General features: G+C 47.7%; 16 protein-coding genes and 1 pseudogene. 8 read left to right on the plus strand and 9 right to left on the minus strand.

Annotation, left to right across the window (positions count from 1 at the left end; genetic code table 11):
* Positions 1-38 precede the first annotated feature (38 nt).
* Both QMK20_RS03115 and QMK20_RS03120 read right to left on the minus strand, forming a co-directional pair.
* On the minus strand, positions 39-1,535 hold the full coding sequence (locus QMK20_RS03115) for an exosporium glycoprotein BclB-related protein (protein WP_283654551.1): 1,497 nt from the start codon (positions 1,533-1,535) through the stop codon (positions 39-41).
* A 150-nt stretch (positions 1,536-1,685) separates the two neighbouring features.
* A complete protein-coding gene (locus QMK20_RS03120) occupies positions 1,686-2,603 on the minus strand; it encodes a LysR family transcriptional regulator (RefSeq protein WP_283654552.1) in 918 nt (305 codons plus the stop codon).
* 126 nt (positions 2,604-2,729) lie between these two features.
* Between QMK20_RS03120 and QMK20_RS03125 the strand changes: the two genes are divergently transcribed.
* The gene (locus tag QMK20_RS03125; protein WP_283654553.1) at positions 2,730-3,776 is read left to right on the plus strand and encodes a 2,3-butanediol dehydrogenase; all 1,047 of its coding nucleotides are present in this window, start codon (positions 2,730-2,732) and stop codon (positions 3,774-3,776) included.
* A 107-nt stretch (positions 3,777-3,883) separates the two neighbouring features.
* Here QMK20_RS03125 and QMK20_RS03130 read toward each other — a convergent pair whose 3' ends face one another.
* On the minus strand, positions 3,884-7,786 hold the full coding sequence (locus QMK20_RS03130; RefSeq protein ID WP_283654554.1) for an immunoglobulin-like domain-containing protein: 3,903 nt from the start codon (positions 7,784-7,786) through the stop codon (positions 3,884-3,886).
* 46 nt (positions 7,787-7,832) lie between these two features.
* Positions 7,833-8,174 (minus strand): tail fiber protein, encoded by a 342-nt coding sequence (locus QMK20_RS03135; protein WP_283654555.1) that lies wholly within the window; start codon positions 8,172-8,174, stop codon positions 7,833-7,835.
* Positions 8,175-8,486: 312 nt separating this feature from the next.
* On the opposite strand from QMK20_RS03135, the gene QMK20_RS03140 reads away from it, so the two are divergent.
* The 3 genes from QMK20_RS03140 to QMK20_RS03150 are packed head-to-tail and all read left to right on the plus strand — an operon-like array spanning position 8,487 to position 12,514.
* Positions 8,487-10,196 carry a spore germination protein gene (locus tag QMK20_RS03140; RefSeq protein WP_283654556.1) on the plus strand — a complete coding sequence of 570 codons (1,710 nt, stop codon included), beginning with the start codon at positions 8,487-8,489 and terminating at the stop codon, positions 10,194-10,196.
* 30 nt (positions 10,197-10,226) lie between these two features.
* Positions 10,227-11,312 (plus strand): GerAB/ArcD/ProY family transporter, encoded by a 1,086-nt coding sequence (locus QMK20_RS03145; RefSeq protein ID WP_283654557.1) that lies wholly within the window; start codon positions 10,227-10,229, stop codon positions 11,310-11,312.
* Between the two features lie 2 nt (positions 11,313-11,314).
* Positions 11,315-12,514 carry a Ger(x)C family spore germination protein gene (locus tag QMK20_RS03150; protein ID WP_283656185.1) on the plus strand — a complete coding sequence of 400 codons (1,200 nt, stop codon included), beginning with the start codon at positions 11,315-11,317 and terminating at the stop codon, positions 12,512-12,514.
* A gap of 98 nt (positions 12,515-12,612) precedes the next feature.
* On the opposite strand, the gene QMK20_RS03155 is transcribed toward QMK20_RS03150, so the two are convergent.
* Positions 12,613-13,161 carry a PadR family transcriptional regulator gene (locus tag QMK20_RS03155; protein ID WP_283654558.1) on the minus strand — a complete coding sequence of 183 codons (549 nt, stop codon included), beginning with the start codon at positions 13,159-13,161 and terminating at the stop codon, positions 12,613-12,615.
* A 166-nt stretch (positions 13,162-13,327) separates the two neighbouring features.
* Between QMK20_RS03155 and QMK20_RS03160 the strand changes: the two genes are divergently transcribed.
* The gene (locus QMK20_RS03160; protein ID WP_014279672.1) at positions 13,328-13,819 is read left to right on the plus strand and encodes a phenolic acid decarboxylase; all 492 of its coding nucleotides are present in this window, start codon (positions 13,328-13,330) and stop codon (positions 13,817-13,819) included.
* A 102-nt stretch (positions 13,820-13,921) separates the two neighbouring features.
* Here the strand turns inward: QMK20_RS03160 and QMK20_RS03165 are convergent, their stop codons facing one another.
* Positions 13,922-14,146 (minus strand): hypothetical protein, encoded by a 225-nt coding sequence (locus tag QMK20_RS03165; RefSeq protein WP_283654559.1) that lies wholly within the window; start codon positions 14,144-14,146, stop codon positions 13,922-13,924.
* A gap of 201 nt (positions 14,147-14,347) precedes the next feature.
* The gene (locus QMK20_RS03170; protein WP_283654560.1) at positions 14,348-16,063 is read right to left on the minus strand and encodes an MFS transporter; all 1,716 of its coding nucleotides are present in this window, start codon (positions 16,061-16,063) and stop codon (positions 14,348-14,350) included.
* A 168-nt stretch (positions 16,064-16,231) separates the two neighbouring features.
* On the opposite strand from QMK20_RS03170, the gene QMK20_RS03175 reads away from it, so the two are divergent.
* Positions 16,232-16,699 (plus strand): Lrp/AsnC family transcriptional regulator, encoded by a 468-nt coding sequence (locus QMK20_RS03175; protein WP_283654561.1) that lies wholly within the window; start codon positions 16,232-16,234, stop codon positions 16,697-16,699.
* 72 nt (positions 16,700-16,771) lie between these two features.
* Here the strand turns inward: QMK20_RS03175 and QMK20_RS03180 are convergent.
* Positions 16,772-17,162 (minus strand): annotated as a pseudogene (locus QMK20_RS03180) (winged helix-turn-helix transcriptional regulator).
* A gap of 155 nt (positions 17,163-17,317) precedes the next feature.
* The gene (locus tag QMK20_RS03185; RefSeq protein ID WP_283654562.1) at positions 17,318-18,661 is read right to left on the minus strand and encodes a glycoside hydrolase family 30 protein; all 1,344 of its coding nucleotides are present in this window, start codon (positions 18,659-18,661) and stop codon (positions 17,318-17,320) included.
* Between the two features lie 195 nt (positions 18,662-18,856).
* Here QMK20_RS03185 and QMK20_RS03190 point away from each other — a divergent pair, with 195 nt between their 5' ends.
* Together QMK20_RS03190 and QMK20_RS03195 are read left to right on the plus strand one after the other, a co-directional pair.
* Positions 18,857-19,537: a response regulator transcription factor gene (locus tag QMK20_RS03190; protein WP_283654563.1), complete on the plus strand. Its 681-nt coding sequence runs from the start codon at positions 18,857-18,859 to the stop codon at positions 19,535-19,537.
* Complete coding sequence (locus QMK20_RS03195) at positions 19,534-21,303, plus strand: sensor histidine kinase (protein WP_283654564.1); 1,770 nt, start codon at positions 19,534-19,536, stop codon at positions 21,301-21,303. Before QMK20_RS03190 ends, QMK20_RS03195 begins: the two co-directional genes overlap by 4 nt.
* The last annotated feature ends 17 nt before the right edge of the window (positions 21,304-21,320 follow it).

A 21,320-nucleotide genomic window follows, 5' to 3' on the forward strand; every position in this document is an offset into this window, starting at 1 on the left:
GGCAGGAACAAGTCCTGCTGAGCCCTTTTCGTCTTGGATCAGGTGATGGTAATGCCTGCGCTCGCATAACCCACGATGGTGTTTACGAGGGAGAGTCCCGTAGCTGTTGCAGAGAAGACAAGGAGCAGACGAGTCTGCGCGGTTACTGGTATAGCCAATCCGGTAGTGATGCCATTGGAAATGGTACCCAAGGCAATGATGCCAGTCAGTGGTGGAGCTAATGTAACGGTAGCCCCAGGGACCGCTGTAAAGGTGTTATCAGGTGTAGTCGAACTAAACAACTGGGCAGTAATCGTCGCGGTTGATCCAACGAGAGTTAGCGCAGCTGTTGTACTAAAATATCCAGCGATGGATGTAATTACGCCATCCCGTGGTACAGAAAAAGCAAAGTTAATCAGTGGCCCTGCAAGTGTGCCTGTCAGGTCAATGGTTCCACCCACAAGGCTAATGCCTGTTGCTGAGCTTCCAAAGCCGATCAAACTTGTGGTTCCAACCAGCCCGCCGACAATGGTTGTCAAAATTGCTGGTCCACCCGAAGCAAATGGAATGATTGCCCCCGAACCGGTGGCTCCAGTAACCCCTGCTGTACCCGTGGCCCCGGTAGCTCCGACAGCGCCCGCCGTGCCTGTGGCCCCGGTAGCTCCGACGGCCCCCGCCGTGCCTGTGGCCCCGGTAGCTCCAATGGCCCCCGCCGTGCCCGTGGCCCCGGTAGCTCCGACAGCGCCCGCCGTGCCCGTAGTTCCTGTAGCCCCAGCGACCCCCGCTGCGCCCGTAGCGCCTGTGGCTCCAACGGCGCCCGTGGCCCCGGTAGCCCCCCCGGCAGGTCCTGCCGCGCCTGTAGCTCCTGTAGCCCCGGTGGCTCCAGCAGCCCCGGCGGCGCCTACTGGCCCAGCGGCGCCGATAGGTCCGGCGGCTCCAACAGGTCCGGCGGCTCCAACAGGTCCGGCAGCCCCGACAGGTCCGACAGGACCAGCAGGTCCAACTGGACCTGCTGGTCCTGCCGCACCCACCGGCCCTGGTCCACCGACAGGTCCTGGAGCACCGCCCGGACCAGCAGGCCCAGCGGGCCCTTGTGGACCGGGGGTTCCTGCCGTGCCACCCAACGCAATACTGATAGCCGTTTCGGCATTTCTGATTGCACTGATCAAACTGTCTTTAAGAGCAGGATCAAGGGGTTCCTGCAAAATAATAGACAATAAGACTTCCAGCAGTTGTTGCAGTGTCGTTCCAACACCGATCGGGGAGAAAAGAGTGGCTTCCGACGCCACGATAGCCAGTTCCAACGCCGCTAATAAATCTGTCTTAGCCGAGCCTCTAAGTCTCAATTTATTTGCGAGAGCTAATAATCGCTGTAAAATCTGTTGCAATGAAGTTACATTAGCCACAGACGGGTTTGCGAAAACGAGCGGGATGATGGCGACTAATTCCTTAATCAGTTTGAGAAGTTCTTCCGTTTCTCTGCTAATTTTAGGTGGTTTGCAGTCCTCGTCTTTTTTTGAAGCACCACTGAACCTGAACGGTTTTCTGTGTTTCATGTTCAAATATCTCCTCCTTCACATTTCTCCCTACTGTAGAGGTGACAGGTGGATCATCGCCCCGTTTCGCAGATATTAACAATATATTTACTGAAGCGAAAAGGGTGAATCACCACACAAGAATTATTATTGGATGCTTGTACATAAGCTTTAATATCGATTTTCTGTATTTCCAAACCGGGCTTCCAACTTGTAACGCTGTATAAAATATTCGTTAATTGCGGAACGCGAGCTGTTAGCCGATCTGATCCAACCAAAATGAACAGGCTGCTGCGCAAAGCGCTCAATTTCCAATAGATGGACGGATTGGCCCCGCTCCATGGTCGCCTTTTGAAAGGAATAATCGTGACCTATCGAAATAGCCAGTCCTTCTAATATAGCGCTCTGAATTGCACTATCCGAGTTCGTCTTGAACAAAATATTCACGTCACCAAACTGCTCGGTAAAGTCTCTGATAAACATATCGATATAGTCATCCTTATATAAAACAAAGGAATAGGCTCTCATTTCCTCAGGGGTAATAGATTTCTGTGAAGCCAGCGGAGAGTTCCGTCCGGCAACAACCATCATTTTGCCTTGGTAGAGAGTATCGAAGGGTAGAGCCTCCTGCTGTAGTAAATCCTCGGGTAGAGCAATCATGCCCAGATCAATTTTACCTTGCCGCACCAGTTGAAGGGTCTTTAGAGAGCCTTGCTCCGTGATCTCAATGTGAACTTCCGGATGCTCCTTCTTTAGTGAGACAATAACGTTGACCAGTGTCGCCATTTCCGCAGGCATAGTGCCCAAACGCAGTAAACCACTTAAGGCGTGCTTCCGATTTTCCGATTCCAGCAGCATTTCTTGAATGATTTTCGTTGCTTCAAAAGCTTTCTTAATAAATAGCTGGCCTTCTTCCGTGGAGGTTGTACCGGATCTTGAACGGATGAACAGCTTGAGTCCAAGTTCTTTTTCGAGAGCGGTTATGGCCTGACTGATGGCGGATTGAGACACATGCAGACGTAGAGCTGCCTCGGAGAGTGATTTTACTTTATCGACCTCTACAACATAAGTTAATTGTTCCAAGTTCAAAACAACATTCACCCCACATATAAGTGTTACTTAATTAAAAGTAATTATAATTAATTTTAATTAACTTCTCAAGAAGAGTAAAATAACAATGACATAAAATTTGAAAGCGCTTAAAGGAGTGACATCATGAAAGCAGCCGTAATTTATGGAACCAAGGATGTACGTGTTGAAGAGGTCCAAGAGCCTGGCATACAGCCTGGCAAGGTCAAGGTCAAAGTTGAATGGGCCGGAATTTGTGGAAGTGATCTCCATGCGTATCATCACGGGGTAGGTGTATCTGAAACACCACATCCTCTTACCAAGCGCGGACTTCCACTGGTGCTGGGGCACGAATTTGCTGGAGTGATTACTGAGGTGGGAGAAGGCGTAGCCCATCTTTTGCCCGGAGATCGGGTGGCGGTTGAGCCGATTGTGTACTCACAGGATGATTATTATGTACAGCAAGGGAAGTATAACCTGGCAAATAATTTCGGATTTATAGGTCTTCAAGGTGACGGAGGCTTTGCTGAGTTCGCTCTGGTTGAAGCGCATCAGGCGCATAAGCTTCCTGACTCCGTGTCTCTTGAGGAAGGAGCCCTTATTGAGCCAACTGCTGTAGCAGTTCATGCCGTTCGGGAAAGTCAGTTGAAGATCGGGAATAGCGTGGTTGTCTTTGGAGCCGGCCCCATCGGTATTCTAACGATTATTGCCGCCAAATCGGCGGGTGCTGCGGAAATTATAGCCGTGGATATTTCCTCGGAAAGACTGGAGAAGGCTCTTGAGGTAGGGGCAACCGTTGTGATTAATAGTGCCAATGAAGATGTGACTGCCCAAATACTCTCCTTGCATGAATACGGGGTTGATATTGCTTATGAAGCGGCAGGCGTACAGGCTACGTTTACGAGCGGGTTGGAGGTGCTGAAAAAAGGAGGACAATTGGTCGTTGTCGCAGCATACGCGAAACCGGTGACTTTGGATGTGAACAGCATCCTGATCAAAGAAGTATCCATTCGAACCTCAATCGCCTATCGGCATATCTTCCCTGAAGTCATTGCTATGATTGCGGCAGGCAGACTGGATATTAAGAAGGTCATTACTCAAAAAATAACGCTGGATCGTATCGTAGAGGATGGTTTGGAGCTTTTAATTTCAGACAAGCGTCAATCTAAAATCTTAATTGATACGCAAGGTTAGTCCATATCATTCATAAACAAAGCGCGGTCTCCGAATAACTCGGAAACCGCGCTGTATTGGCTTATACTCCACTAATATATCTAAATTCATTAGGTACTTAATCAGTCTTATTTGAAAATACGTACCAGTAGTTCAGCCATCTCGCCTCTGCTAATGGCTGCCTTTGGTTTGAGCGTTCCATCAGGATATCCGCTGATCCAACCGGAGGAAACAGCCTTTTCGAAGGCGGAGGAAGCCCAGGAAGCGATCTGCTGCTCATCCTTATAGGATTGCAATTTGGCCGTGCCTGAAGCCGATGCCTTATCCGCTATCGCATGTGACAGGATCACCATCGCCTGTTCACGGGTAAGACGTTCATCGGGGCCGAATGTCTGAGCATTTAACCCTTCGATCCATCCCTGGCGATGAGCGGCATCCACGGCTGATGCAGCCCAGTGCCCATTCATATCTGTAAATGAGGTAGACACACTCTCATGTACAGTGGTTCCCAACGCTCGGGTCAGTATGGATACAAATTCTGCGCGGCTTACCGCACGCTCTGGACGCATGTTGCCATCTTTGTAGCCTTGTATCCAGCCTTTGGCTGCCAGCGATTGCAGGGACTTCGCCGCCCAATGGCCTTGGACATCCGGCCATACCGGAGCTGTGTCTTGCGAATCCGCTGAATTTGTTGTGCTGTCCTGAGCGTTTGTATTATCGGATGGAGACTTTGTATCAGTAGAGACAGCAATCGCAAAGGTACTAAACCGGGTCGTATCGAAACCCACAGCCGACAGATTTCCTTTGGAATCCCTCACTGCCGTACCTTTCAGAATCTCCTGCTCTCCATTGTCATGAATAACGAGAATAGAAAACTGGGGTTCTTTGCCCTGCAATTCACGGATGGATTCGGCATCCAGTGGCAGAACGATATGCGATGTGCCTGTAACGTTAGCCTTGATTTCCACAGACGCACCGATCAGCTTCAGATTGGATTGTTGTCCGGCCCAATCGCGGATCTGCTGTGTACGCTGTGCATCTGCCTGCTGGAATGACAATGCAACGTCCTGCTGACCCGAGAACATACGGGTTAAGGCATCACTGGATAGCATCAGTGTTCCATATTGGGATATGACCGCGGCCCCGACTTTATCCCATTTATTCAGCGAAGAATAGGGAAGAACAACACGGCTGGTATCCTTTTCCTGCTCTAGTTGTATATCTGCGTAAGCCTTGCCTTCCATGCGGGCCTGAGTGATTTGTCCATCCAGAAACGCCGCAGAAGGAGTATAGATGATGGCTTTTCCCTGTTCGGAAAATCCGGGTTGCAGTTGAATAAGAGAGTTGTTGTAGTCCTCGTCTCGGTCTTTTTTATTAGAATTGCCCGTGTCTACAATGACCTTAGCAGGAACGGTTACTTCGATTTGTTGTGTCAGGGCGTGAGAACCGTCGCTTACCTTGGTGACCTCCAGTATTACAGCAACCGTCGTTTGGGTTGCTGCCGGGAAGATAGCTCCATCTGTACGGATAATATCCGGCTGGCTACTACTGCTGATGGTCAGGCGGAAGCCCTCGGGCACTGCAGGCAGCTTGAGCAGGGTATTACTGGCGGCAGGTGCTGCCAGGCTTGTGATGGAATCGGCTACACGTTGGGCGGTTAATCCCTGTGCATACACTAATCTGGAGGGAGCACTTTCCATACTATTCACGATCTGTAGCACGTAGTAGCTGACTCCTTCAGGAGCAGGTGTAAATACATATTTCCCTTCTCCAGAAGCGGTTCCTTGCGCAATCAGCTCCTGCTGGGCATTGTACAGTTCAAGCCGTGCGCCCGGCCAAGCGCCTGTAACGATCACCGAGGCGGTAGCGTCATTGCCTGCTGCGGCTTCAATAGCACGGGGGAGCACGTTTATGTGACGTTCGGCTGGCTCAGCCGACCAACCAGATTGATCGCTATAAGCATAGTTCAATACATATACACTAGGCGCATTCGTATCCACGTTGCCGATACCTGACAGATCCGATACCAGAATATTACCATATACGCTGTCCAGCACGCTGGCTCCCGGATCGGTGAAGGTGCTGCCAGCTTCCAGAATGATCGGGTTGTTGCCGTTCAAACGTACATAGGGTGTATTCGGTAACGCCTTCAATACTGTGATTATGAATGTTCTTTGTACAGAGGTTGGGCCTTTGGATATAGTTGCTATTAATTGTACATTTACATAACCGTCTATAAACTTCGGCCGATTCACCTGACCCGTGTTGCTGAGAACGTCCGGTTGATCCGAGGACCAATCAATACGTGTGTCAAATGCTCCTGCATTGGGCAGAGTGATGGAATCCTTAATCCCCTGCGGGTAATCCAGTTTCAGAGTATCTGCTGCCAAATTCACAGCTTCATCAGCGCTTACGGGCAGTGAAGGCACGAGCAGGCTAAATGTTTTGCGAAGCTCCGCTCCGCCTCTTGCCAGAACAGCTTCCAGCGTAATAGTCTGATCACCCTGTACATAGCTCGGGAACGTGACATGACCGGTGTGATCCAGGAACTCGGGGTGATTCGAAGTCCATGACACCTGAACGCCGTTCAAACCTTCTTTCGGCAAATATACGTCCCCGGTTACGGTGGTTACAGGTACATCAAGTGCCGTGTAAGCTGCGTTTACGGCTTCAATATCGTTCATCGGCAGACTGAGCACATGTGCAGTGAAATTCTTTGTTTTCGTTAAGCCTTCGAGATGCAGGACAGCCGTCAGGGTAACATCTGTATTTCCATTAATATAGGAGGGTCTGCTAAGTGTTCCATCTGGTGCGATAACAAGTGGATTGGCAGAGGACCATTCGATCTGGACACCACCATAGCCGGACAGAGGAAGAGACAAATTTTCTTTCACCGCAGACAAATCGCCCAGTGACAGGCTATCTGCTGCCTGATCCAGTGTATCTTGTGCGGCTACCTTCAATACGGTAACCTCAAAAGTTTGGGTATCCGAAGCGGTTCCCTTTGTAATCGTCGCGGTCAGCTTTACTTTCCGATCACCCGAATCGTAGCGCGGGCGTGTGACAGCCCCCTCATTGGTGATGACATCAGGGGTATCTGAACTCCAGCCCACTGTCGTATCATTCAACCCAGCGAGTGGCAGCGTCAGCTTTTGGGATACCAAATCAGCTGTATCTCCAGGTGCGAAGCCTAAAGCAAGAGCGGCTTTTGCCTGTGCAACTCTCTCGGCATCGGTAAGTATGTTCACTTTAACCTCTGAGGGAGTGCTCTCCCCCTTAGCATTTACAGCCTGAACAGTGTAAAGGGCTTCACCTGGCGGCAATGCTGAAGTGTCTATGAATTGGGTTAAGTTACCTGTATAGAGCGTTACACTATCTCGTATGACTTTGTATGAAGTTGCATAAGGAACGGCATCCCAGCTTAACTCCACTGTATTTCCATTTTTGGTTCCTGTAAAATGACCCGGAGCCTGTGGAACGGGTAATCGCTCCCCATAAGCTGCGAATTCCATGATGGAAGCCCATTGATTGTTTCTCGCATTTCCTTGATCAATATATAATCGCAAGTACCGTGTAGTTACAGGAGCAATGCTCTTTTCAAAATTAGAGCTCCCATTATTCTGAACGGCATCAACAGTCACCCAATTACTTCCGTCACTGCTCGTTTGCAATCGGAAACTATATGGATCACGTTGATCTTGCCACCCATAAAGGATTCCCATACCTGCTACACCATATCGATCTACGATATACCAGTCTCTCAGATCTACCTGAATCCATTTTTCACCGTTGCTTGCTTGATACCAGCGACTTGTCGGTTCACAGGAACCGTCGACTGCTTTGCCGGGTTCATATGGCTGACTATAGCCGCTTGATGTGGCTGGTTTGTTAAGTACTACATTTTCCCAACCAGCAGCATTGGCTTCATTCGTCCCAATGAGCAAAGCTGCTCCGCCGAGGAAAGGCAGCAATGGAACCAGCAAGCGATAGGGTTTCAATTTGTTGCGTGTGAAGTTATTGCCTTCGAGCACGCCATCACCTCTTCTTCATTAATTAGCCCATCGATGAACACATTCATTAAGGGCGGGATGGGTACACCCCTTCGGTTGCGATATAGTAGTCTACATTCGGCATTGGGGAAGCCCCGCGCAAGTCGGGTAATGCAAATGTGTTCATTCCATCGCCGCCAAAATTAGTGCCCAGCAGACTGAATAATGCAGTATTCTGACTAATGCTCAAGAGCTGACCCTCGCATTTTAACCATCCCCTAGGAGCGAACATGTAAGGATACATCGTAACTTCCCCAATATAAGGCTCATACCCTGCGTGTGCCTGTTTGGGACTGATGGCCGTTCCCCCTAACAAAATGACCGCTAACAAACTCAATACAGCTGCTTTTTTCCAAAAATGTTTCTTCATACCTACAACCCCTTTTCAGATTCAAATAATGGACAACAAATCCAACGAATTTGTGAGATTAGTCACGGACTGAAATGATACTATCATGAATTTTGGCTTTTGACATCGCTAGATAACCATCAAATTAACCGTTTTATTCCTTTTATTAGACAATAATTTTATCCCACCAAGTAAGTATTCCTTAAAGGGAATATCCCTTGTTATGTCTCGAATGTGCATCTGATGGTGAGGTGCGGATCAATGCTCATGCATTTTTTTTCTAATCCCGGTAAATATATATACAAATCGGATGAAGGCGAAGGGGGAAGGGACATGTGGCAGGCAATTGTAACTCATATGCCCAAATGGACAGTGTTAGTACAGGCTATCTTTTTGTCCATTGTACCTTTACTCATCTTGTTGGCGGTTCGACAAATTAAAACGGTCGACGGCAGAGAAAGCAGACGCAAGGAACGAATAGAGCTGCTTGAAGAACGCGACCCTGCAGAGCAAGATGCTCGCGATCCTTCTGAAAGCAAGGATCCGAATGTTAGTAAGAATGAGGACGAAAGCTATTCTGAGGATTATGAGGCGAATGTAACGAAGATGAGACAAGCCATAATGGATATGGCGGATGTTAATCAAAAGTCTATTTTTCTGGATCATTTACAGGTCAGGGTAAGTCTGTTTTGTGTAGATGGCTTAACGGACAAGACCAGCATGGACCAAAATATAATCAAGCCACTGCTGGATTGGGGAAGCTCAGACCAAGAGGAAGAAATACCGCAAGGCGATGCACTCCGGGATATGGTTATCCGTCAAGTTATGCTTGTAGTGGAGACAGAGCATACGCAGGATGTGAAATATTCTTTGCAGAAGGTTTTGTTCGGCTCTATCGTACTCTTGATCGAGGGTACTTCAGGTGTACTTATTCTGGGTTCATCCAAGGGTAAAACTCGCGGAGTGGAGGAACCATTATCAGAATCGGTATTGCGAGGTCCACGGATTGGCTTCACAGAGGTGCTCAGCGATAATACGGCGTTATTGCGCAGACACGGAGAAAGTACCGAACTGGCCATGCACTCCTTCAAGGTCGGTAAAAGGGTGCAAAAGCAACTGATGGTTGCCTATTTCAGGGACATTGCTAATTTTGAGCTGGTAGAGGAGGTTAAACGGCGGATCAAAACCATTGATGTAGATGAAGTCATGGAGTCAGGCTATGTGGAGCAGCTCATTGAGGACAATTTTCTTAGTCCTTTTATGCAAATTCAAAATACGGAGAGACCTGACAGGGTGATGGCAGCTCTGTTGGAGGGACGTGTAGCTGTGATGTTGGATGGTACTCCGTTCGCCCTCCTTATGCCTGTAACCTACGATATGATGCTCCAGTCGCCTGAGGATTACTATGAGCGATGGCTATCGGGTTCCCTGATTCGGTTGCTGCGTTTTATGGCAACTGCTATCTCCCTGTTCGCGCCTGCTCTCTATATTTCCTTTATCTCGTTTCATCCCGGGCTTATTCCCACCATGCTGGTCATTTCTATCGTCAGCGCAAGACAAGGTGTACCCTTCTCTACATTGATCGAGGCGCTGATTATGGAAACCTCCATTGAAATTCTGCGTGAAGCAGGATTGCGTCTGCCCAAACCTATTGGGCCTGCTATGGGTATTGTCGGCGGTCTGATTATTGGACAGGCTGCGGTTAATGCCGGAATTGTAAGTCCCATTTTAGTCATTGTTGTGGCAGTTACGGCGATTTCTTCGTTTGCCACACCTGTGTACAGTTCCGGGATTTCGATGCGTATGCTTCGCTTTGCGGGGATGTTTGTTGCATCCATATTCGGTTTGTATGGTGTAATTCTGTTTTTCCTGCTGTTGGTTATCCATATGGCTAAGTTAAAAAGCTTTGGATTGTCTTATCTTAGTTTGACATCTCCGCGTTCGTTGAGGGACTGGAAGGATTACATGATTCGGGCGCCGTTACATTTTATGAAACGCAGACCCCGTCTGCTAAATCCCAAACAACCCAAGCGGAAAGGCTAGTTATTTAGGAAAGGAGGGAGCCACAACGATATGAAAAAACTGGGGGAGGATAAACTTACAACGTTGCAGACGACAGGGATTCTTGTCGGCTTTACCATGGCAGCAGGTCTGCTTACGCTTCCTCGGGTGGCAGTTAAGGCTTCCAAGACTCCTGATGTATGGATCTCCGTGATCCTGGGAGGATGCGTAGCTTTTCTGGCTGGCTGGATTATCGTGAAATTGAGTCAGACCTTTCCCCAAAAAACCTTCTACCAGTATGTACAGCAGATTACGGGGAAAGCGATCGGCAAAATCATTGGTATGCTAGTCGTGATTTATTTTGTAGCTTTGTGTGCATTTGAAATTCGCTCTGTGGAAGAAGTAACATCGTTTTTTCTGCTTGAGGGAACGCCCGCATGGGCTATTTCAGCACCGTTTATGTGGGTGTCGCTATATCTGTGCATGGGCCGCATAGGAGCGATAGGTAAGGTGTGCCAAATTATTTTACCCATTACAGCGTTTATCTTTTTGATCATCTGTCTGCTGAGCTTTAATATTTTTGAACTAAACAATTTGCGCCCTGTATTGTCGGAAGGGCTAAAACCAGTCATCAAAGCCATAAAGTCTACAAGTCTGACGTTTACAGGTAGTGAGTGCCTGCTCATCATTATTTGTTGTATGGAAAAGCCCGAGAAAGCAATGAGGGTGATTGGTTGGGGCTTCGGGATCACGGTGCTGTTTTATACGACTGCTGTGATCATGTGTATCGGTGCTTTTTCGGTGGAAGGTGTGGTGACTCGGACGTGGCCATTTCTGGACCTGGCCCGCAGCTTTGAAGTGGATTTTCTTGTATTTGAACGTTTTGAGTCCCTGTTACTGTCCATCTGGATCATGCAGATTTTTGCTACGTTCAGTATCGCCTTCTACTGTGGTACGCTTGGCCTCTCCCAAATTTTTAATACATCGTATACCAAAATGCTACTCATTGTTCTCGCAATTGTATACGTTCTGTCCCGAATTCCCAAAAATATTAATGAGTTGTTTTCGCTAGGCACGATGATCGGTGACGCGGCTATCCTTTTATACGGTTTGTTACCCTTGCTGCTACTGCTTATTTCACGCTGGAGGAGACTCTGATGATGAAGAATTTGCGCATCGTTTTTTTCGGAATAGCATTTCTTCTGATATGTTGTTTGCTAACTGGCTGTTGGAGCAGTAGACCGGTGGAGGATTTGAATCTGGAGACGGGCATCGCGCTGGATGTAGGACAAGTATCTCCGCAGGAAGCGTATATTGAACGGGAAGGAGGATACTATCCGAAGAAAATTCTAATTAAAGGAACTTTTCAATTTCTGCTCCCTGAAAGAGGTAAAGGCTCTGGAGGTGCCCCTGCACAAAATAAAACCTTTTACAACATGACTGAAACGGGGGATTCTCTTCTTGAAATGCTGCGTGAAGTTTCATTACGTTCCAATCGTCCTGCCATCGGGTTTCACTTGAAGACGATCATTATCAGTTCCAGTCTGCTACAAAAGCTTCCTATGTACGAGCTGCTGGACTTTTTTGCAGGGGATAATGATATCAGGCCGAGCGTTCAACTGCTGATCAGTACAGAGAAAGCGGGTGATGCGCTTGAGGAAAAAATCCCCGGAGAGACACCAGCCTTTATATTGAAGGATGTTTTTATCAACCGTAAACGGAATGCGCGAATGATCAAGCCCATGTCTCTGGTTAAAGTCATTGGGCCGATGAAGTCCCACAGCAGCTTTTTATTACCCAATGTGATTACCACAGAGAAAGAAGTAAAGCTTGCGGGTGCGGGAGTCATTCAGGGAAAGACGCAAAAATACATCGGTCTTCTAAACGAGTCTGAGGTTGAAGGTCTGATGTGGATGAAAGGTGAAGTGGATGGAGGTACCCTGAAATACATAAACCCTAAAACAGGGAGAAGTATCGTGTATGAGATCAATTCTGTCAAAAGCCGGATCAAGGCTACCGTTCATGGCAACGACATCTCTTTTCATGTTCACATGACATCGACAGGTCGTATTTCGGAAAACCTCAATCCGGGTCAGGATTTTTCAAAAAACCGTCTATTTTCACGAGTAGAGAATATCTTGCAGGAAGAAGCCAATACCACAGCCGAAAAAACATTGACGAAAATGCATAGGCTACAGGCAGATGTCGGAGGTTTCGGAGAAGCACTGCGGATTCAGAATCCTCAGGTATGGCGTAAGGTCAAAGGAGATTGGGACAAGACCTTTAGTACCATTCCGGTAACCTTCAGCACGGATATTCAAATTGAGGATTATGGAGCCTCCAATACCACGGCAGACTAAAAATATCATTTTGATGTGTTACCAAAAAGCCTTTAACACCATCCATTTTCGTGGTGTTAAAGGCTTTTATATTTCATGTCACTTTTTCATATTGAAGCCTAATCAAACAACGGGAGCGTATCTTCCAGCCACGAAACATAGCTTTCTTCCCGATTAATGGCACGGCTCAGCACCAGATAATGTCCGAATTGTTCAGAGCCGGGAGATTGAAGGTTTTCGTCCAGCAGTCGGAGTGCGGTCTTACTTTGGTATAAATACTCCAGCTTCTCTTTACGTTTGGTAATCTGGTCCTCGAACAATCGTTTGTTTTCTTCCTTCGAGATCGCTGATGAAAAATACAGCATAAGCATGAATTCATCCTTTTCCGTTTCCGGTAAATCTTTGGGACTCAGCAGCCATTCGGTCAGCTCCCGGGTTCCCTTGGGCGTGATGCAGTACAGCTTCTTTTCCAGCTTGGCTCCTGTAATCGAGGTGCGATATTCGATTAACTCCTCTTCGGTCAGCCTTTTGAGCTCAGGATAAATCTGACTGTGCTTGGCGCTCCAAAATTGCCCGATTTCCTTCTTGAATTGGCTCGTAATATCGTAGCCGCTCATTTCCTCTTTGTGAATTAGGCCCAGAATGGCATATTTTAATGTACGTTTCAACGTAGCTCTCCTCGCAATGCGGTATTTGACATTAGTATACCACAGTGCTACAATTTATATGTAATCAAAAACATGTTTAAGTTTACATGTTTAAAATTCAATACTTATTATTTTCAGCATGATGTTCAATTCATGAAAACTCATAATACAGAAAGAAGGATGCAAGATGGACAAGTTTATCGGCAGTCACATGATTTACACCTACGAGAATGGTTGGGAATACGAAATATATATTAAAAATGAAGATACCATCGACTATCGCATTCATAGCGGCATGGTAGGCGGACGTTGGGTTCGTGACCAGAAGGTCAACTTGGTGAAGCTGGTGGAGAATGTGTACAAAGTATCTTGGACTGAACCGACAGGTACAGACGTATCCCTGAACTTTATGCCAGAGGAAAAACGGATGCACGGCATTATTTTCTTCCCTAAATGGGTTCATGAGCATCCGGAAATCACTGTACGCTATCAGAACGATTTTATTCCGCTGATGGAAGAATCGCGTGAAAAATACGAAACCTATCCTAAATATGTTGTCCCTGAATTTGCAGATATTACATTCATTGAAAATGCGGGTGTAAACAACGAAAAATTGATTTCTCAAGCGCCATACGCAGGTATGACAGACGATATTCGTGCAGGTAAGCTGCAAGCATAATCAAACATTTGCTGATGGGTGTAAAGCCTGGGTCTGTGATAAGCAGTCTCAGGCTTTTTTGTGCTAATTGGAGAAGGGTAGGGATTAATCTGTGAGCGGGATTTAGAATGAATAGTAGACCAGACCATGCTCGATCAGATAAGAACGGCTAATCCGTGGTTTTACGATGGGCGTTGCAGGAGAGAGACTTTGCAGGTTCACGTGGGTGGTCAGGTCGGATAAGGCGGACAGAGCCAGCACTGCTTTGACATGTCCCCAGTTGTCAGCGTGGTACTGAATATATTGGTGAGCCTCGGTAAAGGATAGACCCTTGAGCAAGGTGAACACGGAAGCCCATCGGACGAGGTCGAAGCTTCCTTGATTTCAGGCAGCTCATAATCACAAACAAGGGCTTAAAATGAGGATGAGTAACGAAAACCGACTTTTAATACTCATGAAAGCGGATACTTGCCTCCGTTTCTTTTATTATCTTGCCGATAGTCCTTTAAATTGACAAAAAGACAACCCCGGATATCCCCGGGATTGTCTTTATGCTCTCTTAGGTCCAAAAATCATAAAACTGATCGCGGCTAGAACCCAGACACCAATACCGCCGTAGAGCATTATCAAGCCAAAGCCGTGCACAAGCGCTGCATGGACGACGGCTCCAGACGCATCCAGAGAGGAGAGTTCTGGCAAACTCTGCTTGAGAGATACAGTATTTCCGGCGGCTATTTTTTCGGCTACAGACCGCAATTGCACTGCATTGAGAGTCCCGGAAAGGGCACCCTTCAAATAAGACAGAATACCTTCCTGCAAGATGAATCCCATCACAGCGATGTTGATGGCTAGACTGATCAATCTGGCACTCATATCTATACCGGAAGCCATGCCTGCACGGGCACTCGGAACAGAGCCGGTGGTCGTGTTGGTCACAGGCGTGTTGGTTAAGCCAAGCCCAATACCAGCCAACAAGGAGCCAGGGAGCATGGTCAACCAACTGGCGTGATCGCTGCTGCTGCCATATTTCATCAAAATGAAGCCCATGCCGAGGATGAACAGACCTGATGGAATGACTATGCGCGGCTGATAGCGGAGCGAAAAACGCTCTGCCAGAGGCGGAATTACCAAGGTGGGCAGCGCATAAGCCAAGAGAGACAGCCCGGCGGCTACGATGCCGTAACCCAGGCCACTCTGGAAATAGATCGGCAGATAGATCATGAACGGCCAGAAACTGAAGTTCATGCCGATGGAGCCAAGGAGAGCGCCAGAGAAATTACGTATCTTGAATACGGAAAAGTCAAACATCGGATGGGCGCTGAGCTTTTCCGCAAATAGAAAAATAATGAAACTTATTGCTACTGCAATAAGGATGCTGATGGATGCTCTGCTGGTAAAGCCGAGTTCCGGCCCTTGCGTGATAAAGTATGCAAGGCCAAAAACTGTCAACGAAAGCGTGATGATGCCGATAATGTCCAGCTTTTTCACCTGCGGATCTCTGGACTCCTCTATGCCACGGAAAACAAGAATCAAAGTGAGGATGGTCAACGGAACGTGGACCAGGAAAACCCAATGCCAGTTCAACACGGCCACGATCATGCCGCCGATGATAGGTCCAAAACCGAGGCCGATACCGAACACAATCCCCCATATGCCAAAGGCCTTGCTGCGTTCTTGTCCTTCCTGAAACCGATGTGAAAGAATTGCTATCTGGCAAATCTGCATCGCACCAGCCCCCACCCCTTGAAGAAACCGACTGATGATCAGAACCGATGTGCTTTGCGCCAAGCCACAAATCAAGGATGTAATACCGAACAAGACGAGGCTGATAATGAAAATACGCCTCCTTCCATACCGGTCAGCCAGCGTTCCAACAGCCATCAGAACTGTGGCACATGCAATGGTGTAAGCGTTCATAATCCATTGCATATCCTTAAGATCGCCATGCAATACTTTTTCCAGAGTTGGCAGTATCACTGGCACACTGGAAATTTCGAGGCCGAACATCAATGCGGACAAACATATAGCAGCCAATGCAATTATATTTTTGCAGGAGAAGGATAGGCTCACTGAGAGGTCCCCCCCAGACTTTTGTTCACGGTCTGGACATCCGGCAGCGCAACTATAATATTGCGCCTCATTAAGCGCAACTTGTACACCAGCACCAACCAGCCTTTTTTCGTCAATTGTACGATCAATAGCCTCTTCAATATGTACTTCTAAATCTGCTACTGTTCCTGCCTTATTTAAAACATATTTACTCAAGGGCAGCCATCCTTTCTATCTTTTCATGTTTCACCTTATCGATGTGAGTTTTATTATATAATCTAAATCATTCATTTTACATAGCACAATCAATACATTATGATGATGAAACAAAGTAATTAAATGAATTTCTCATAAAAACATTAAATTTAAAGGAGGGCATTTAAAGTGGATCATGTAGACAAACAAATCCTCTTTTATCTTCAAAGTCAGGCAAGAATTTCAATGACGGAACTAGGAAAATGCGTGGGTTTGTCCCAACCTGCTGTAACAGAACGAGTTAAACGAATGGAAGAAAAGGGGATTATCAAGGAGTATCGCACTATCATCTCTCCTGAAAAAATAGGAAAGGATACGGCAGCCTATATATTGTTTCGGACTAGAGATTGCCATGCATTTCTTGATTTTGTCCATACATCTCCACATGTTGCCGAGTGCCACCGTATAAGCGGAGATCACAGTTATTTATTAAAAGTAGTGACCAACTCGACGCGCACCCTAGAAGAGTTTAGTAACCAGTGCGATAAGTATGGAACCTACACGAGCCTGATTGTCATGTCGTCACCGATCGATCATAGACTTCTCATTCATTCTCTGGAAGAAGCAAGTGGAGCTGCTCATTCAGAAAAAGATTAAGAATGAAAAAAGACAACCCCGGATATCCCATCCCAGGATTGTCTTCATCACGAAAATGTATAGTTAAGCTGATTAAACGGGCGTTACGTCCTGAATCGCTTCTTCTTCTTTCCAAATCACGTTCTCGCGATAGTTTGATCCCCAATCGTACATCGCTCTCAGTACCGGAATCAGGCTTTCGCCATGCTCGGTCAGTGAGTATTCCACATGCGGAGGGACGACAGGATAGACCTTACGAAGAATGAGTTTATCCTCCTCCAGCTCGCGCAGCTGGTTTGGTCAGCATTTTTTGCGTAATGTGGGGGATCAGCTTTTTCAGTTCACCGAACCGCTTGGTGCCTTCCAAGCCGAGATGCCACAAAATAATCAGCTTCCATTTCCCGCCGATGACGGCGAGGGTCAATTCCTTATCACAATTAATCAGCTTCAAATCAATCCGGTCTTTTACAGTAGTGATGTTCATCGACCTCCTGTCCGTAGTTACTCCAAGTATACTATTTATGGCTACTATACGCAAAAGTGGATACATCCATTTTGGAAACTAACCATACTTTTGGATACGGACGGACCGGACAGTGACACGTGATGCTGCACGAACAGCTGAGAAGCCTGCGACGGTTAAGAAGGAATGACGATGGTGTTAAATGATTCCGGCTCCAGCTCGAAATGATGTGTAGCCTCTCCAGCGGACAGATTCAGCACACGCGATTCGTGGAACGGATTGGCAATGACCACTACCGTTTGTCCGTCAGCATTGCGGAAAGCAACGGCATTTCCCGTCCATGATCCATGGAGTCCAATGCGTCTCGCACCCGGCAATACAAAATGAGAAAAGTGCTTCATCACGTAATATTCCGGGTTCAGGGTACGCTTACGATCCGCCGGATCAACGGTGATCATCGAATTTTGCTCCCATCCCCATGTGCTCTTGCCTTTCGGCTCCAAAACCATGTTCCAGTAAATATAAGCATTCACGCCATTGGTAAAGTAGTGCTGGTACAGGTTATATACATATTTGGCGTAGTCCCACGAATTTTCTCCGTTCCCGCACTCATTTTCTGTCTGCATGTAACGAAGCTCGGGATAGCTGGCTACGGTGCGCTGGATGGCGTTTTTGCCTGCCCACTGATAGCCCACGCCCTTAATATATTTGTAGGCCTCCGGGTCACTCAGCACGGTATGGGCATATTCATCGAATCCGGTCGAAGTCTTCTTCATTAATTCTTCCCACGGATCGGGGGCGTTAATGGTACCTAGCCAAATTTCCGTATCTAGTCCGTGTTTCTCGAAGGCGGGGCCCAAGTAATCGCGAATAAATTCACGCAGCTGTTCTCCGGTCCATACACAGGAAGGGAATTTTTGATCGGCAATGACTTCATTTTGAACATGGATCTGATGAATCGTAATGCCTGCCTCACGGTAAGCCTGCACAAATTTGACGAAGTATAATGCATACGCTTTCAAAATATCCTTTTCCCAGCGCAGTGTGCCATAATTGTAAGCCTTGGGCGATTTCATCCATGTCGGCGGGCTCCAGGGTGAAGCGAACAGCTTCAAGTCCGGGTTAAGTTGCAATGCTTCCCGAATGAAAGGAATGAGATACTGCTGATCACGCTCGATGGAAAAGTGCTTCATTTCCACGTCGCCATCCGTTTCATTGTGGCTGTACCATTCCAGCGCGTAGTCACTGGCTCCAATAGGGAGTCGGCAAATCGTGAATTTATGCTCACCCTCCGGGTGGAAGAGAGAATGAAGTACCTGCTCCCGTTCGTTGCTCTCCAAATGGTCCAAGGCCACATAGCCCAGTTCATTAAAACAGCCGCCAAAGCCTTCGACGAGCTGATGCGTTTCCCCCGTAATGGTCAGGTTGGCATGCTCTTGGGTTTCGCTAAGATGATGAGATTGGGATTGCCAGGCTTTTGCTTTGGAAGTGGAAAACCACTGAATGGTCTGATTGGTCATGTATTACCCTCCTGTTAACGCTTTTTGTATCTCTTCTTATTATAGGGTAGGATCATAGGAGATGAGATGGTCTGAGCCAAGACAAATTTGCCCTAATCCAAGCTAGATTCTGCTGATCGGAAGTGCCAAGAACACATAAAGAACACATCTCTTTGGTATGCTGATGTCCTAGAATGACCGAAAGAGGGAAGTCGATTGAATAAAAGGGTTCTTCTTGTGGAGGATGAAATTCGTATCCGTGAAGTCATTGCGGATTATTTTAAACAGAATAATTGGGAAGTCTATGAAGCAGGCAATGGAAAAGATGCGCTAATCTGGTTTGATTCGGTGCAGCCCGACCTGATCATACTCGATATTATGATGCCGGAGCTGGATGGTTGGGAGGTATGCCGTCAGGTTCGCAGCCGTTCCGGGGTGCCGATCATTTTGCTGACCGCCAAATCCGGTGATGATGATAAAATATTGGGCTTTGAGCTGGGAGCAGATGACTACGTTACCAAGCCTTTTAGCCCTAAGGTGCTAATCGCCCGCGCGAACGCGCTGATGAAACGGGTGGAGGGCCATGTGCTGCCTGAGTCGCATGTCCTGCGGTTCGGCACGGCCATTCTCAATACGATGGCTCATCGGCTTGAGGTAGATCAGGCGGCAGTCGAGCTGACGCCCAAGGAGTATGAGCTGCTGCGGCTGCTTATACATAACAAAGGTATGGTCATTTCACGGGATGCGATACTTAGCCGGGTGTGGGGGATCGACTTTGAAGGAGACACGCGGGTCGTGGATACGCATATCAAAAAGCTGAGAAGCAAGCTGGGCCGTGAATCTCGCCATATCCGGACCGTTTTTGGTACAGGCTACAGGTTTGAGGAGGAAGAATGAACAAACGGGGAGTTACCTTTAAGTTGTTCATTATGACCGTTGCATTTTTTCTTTGTTTTTACGGCATGGTGATTTTGTGCCAATTGCTTTTTTTTGAAAAATTTTATCAGCAACAGAAGATCGGGCGTGTGGAAAGCCGTTTGCAAAGCTTCGGTCAAAGCTATGTCAAGGAAGCCTGGGGCTCCGATAGGGTTTCACGAGAAGCAGCCCGTTTTATGTTTCAGAATAAGAACCAGTTGGCGATTGTCACGCTGGACGGCAAAGTAAAGCTGGATGACCCGTTCCACATCAATCTCCGAAAAGCAGACGGGCAGATCGTTAAAATATCGTTGTCTCTGTTTATGAGCCAGTTCGGAGATGAGCTGAGGGCGGCCCGGATTCAGCCGGGTGACACGTTAACCGTTGAAGGTGAAGTGTTGGAAACCGACGGCATCTCTTCTGCCAATTTCATTTATCCGTCGGGCATTCAAAAGCCTGGCTCCAAACATATAGGAACGACCTCGGAAGAGTCGAGCACAGAGGGTAGTGTAAGGTTGTCCGGTACAGTGACAGAAATTGTGCTGCCGGATCTGAAAACCTGGAGCCAGCGGCAAGGATTGCTGTTTAGTGCGCTGGAGGAATGGTTTCCTTTATCGCAGACCCATTTGGAGAAGCTCAAGAATTTTGAAGTGCTGGAGGAAGAGTGGACGGAGCCTTGGACGGGTGTGCGTAATGCGGTCATTGTCCATCCTGTACGACAAAGCACCGGAGAGATCGACCTGCTGTTCACAGTGACATCGTTGCAGGAAATCAGCGAGACGAATGAAGCTTTGCGCTGGTTCTATCTGTACCTGGGCATCGGGGGCTTTGCGCTGATTTTGATTTTGTCCTTGTTCTATTCCCGAATGGTGACCCGTCCGCTCATTGCCTTGAACAATACTGCCAAACGGATGGCTAAGCTCGATTTTACAGCCCATACACCGATTCGGCAAAATGATGAGCTGGGCAGCCTGTCCTACAGCATGTATACCCTGTCCCAGAACCTGGACACCGCTTTGCGCGAGCTTCAGGAGGCTAACCAGCAACTGGTTGAGGATATGGAGCAGAAACAGAGGATGGAGGCTGTGCAGCAGGACTTTTTTGCCAACGCCTCTCATGAGCTGAAGACCCCGCTTAGTATTGTTAAAGGCTTCGCCGAAGGGCTACAGGATGGCGTTAGTGCCGGGAAGCAGGACCACTATATCAAGGTGATTGTGGAGGAAGCGGACAAAATGGAGCGACTGGTCAAGGATATGCTGGACCTCGCCAAGCTGGAATCCGGTACCCTCAAGCTTCGCAAAACGACCTTTATACTGAGCGAGCTGGTGGAGGAAGTCGTGGACAAGCTGTTCCATCTGCTAAAGGAAAAGCATCTGGAAGCGGTCATTATCCCTGCTAATGAGCTGCCGATTCATGCCGATGCCGGATGGCTGGAGCAGGTGATTTTCAACTTCGTCATCAATGCCATAAGGCATGCTGAGGAAGGAAGCTCGATTACGATCCGTATCGAAGGCTCCGGGGAAATCAATACCTTTTCCATTCAAAATAAAGGAGAAACGATTCCCGACGATCAGCTGGAGCAAATTTGGGAGCGGTTTTACCGGGCCGAGCTTTCACGCAGCCGTCAGACAGGGGGAACCGGACTGGGACTGTCGATCGTCAAACGGATTTTGGATTTGCACGATTTTCGCTATATGGCGGAGAATACCAGGGATGGCGTTCGTTTTGTCGTCATATTCGGAGGTTAAGCTATGGCAAAGGAGTC

Origin of the sequence: Paenibacillus sp. RC334 (assembly GCF_030034735.1) — a bacterium.
Taxonomy (GTDB): Bacteria; Bacillota; Bacilli; order Paenibacillales; family Paenibacillaceae; genus Paenibacillus; species Paenibacillus terrae_A.

What these genes read in the sequence shown, in the direction of transcription:
- QMK20_RS03115 (WP_283654551.1), bottom strand. Translation starts at nt 1,535, where the DNA reads ATGAAACACAGAAAACCGTTCAGGTTCAGTGGTGCTTCAAAAAAAGAC.
- QMK20_RS03125 (WP_283654553.1), top strand. Translation starts at nt 2,730, where the DNA reads ATGAAAGCAGCCGTAATTTATGGAACCAAGGATGTACGTGTTGAAGAG.
- QMK20_RS03135 (WP_283654555.1), bottom strand. Translation starts at nt 8,174, where the DNA reads ATGAAGAAACATTTTTGGAAAAAAGCAGCTGTATTGAGTTTGTTAGCG.
- QMK20_RS03140 (WP_283654556.1), top strand. Translation starts at nt 8,487, where the DNA reads ATGTGGCAGGCAATTGTAACTCATATGCCCAAATGGACAGTGTTAGTA.
- QMK20_RS03145 (WP_283654557.1), top strand. Translation starts at nt 10,227, where the DNA reads ATGAAAAAACTGGGGGAGGATAAACTTACAACGTTGCAGACGACAGGG.
- QMK20_RS03150 (WP_283656185.1), top strand. Translation starts at nt 11,315, where the DNA reads ATGAAGAATTTGCGCATCGTTTTTTTCGGAATAGCATTTCTTCTGATA.
- QMK20_RS03160 (WP_014279672.1), top strand. Translation starts at nt 13,328, where the DNA reads ATGGACAAGTTTATCGGCAGTCACATGATTTACACCTACGAGAATGGT.
- QMK20_RS03185 (WP_283654562.1), bottom strand. Translation starts at nt 18,661, where the DNA reads ATGACCAATCAGACCATTCAGTGGTTTTCCACTTCCAAAGCAAAAGCC.
- QMK20_RS03195 (WP_283654564.1), top strand. Translation starts at nt 19,534, where the DNA reads ATGAACAAACGGGGAGTTACCTTTAAGTTGTTCATTATGACCGTTGCA.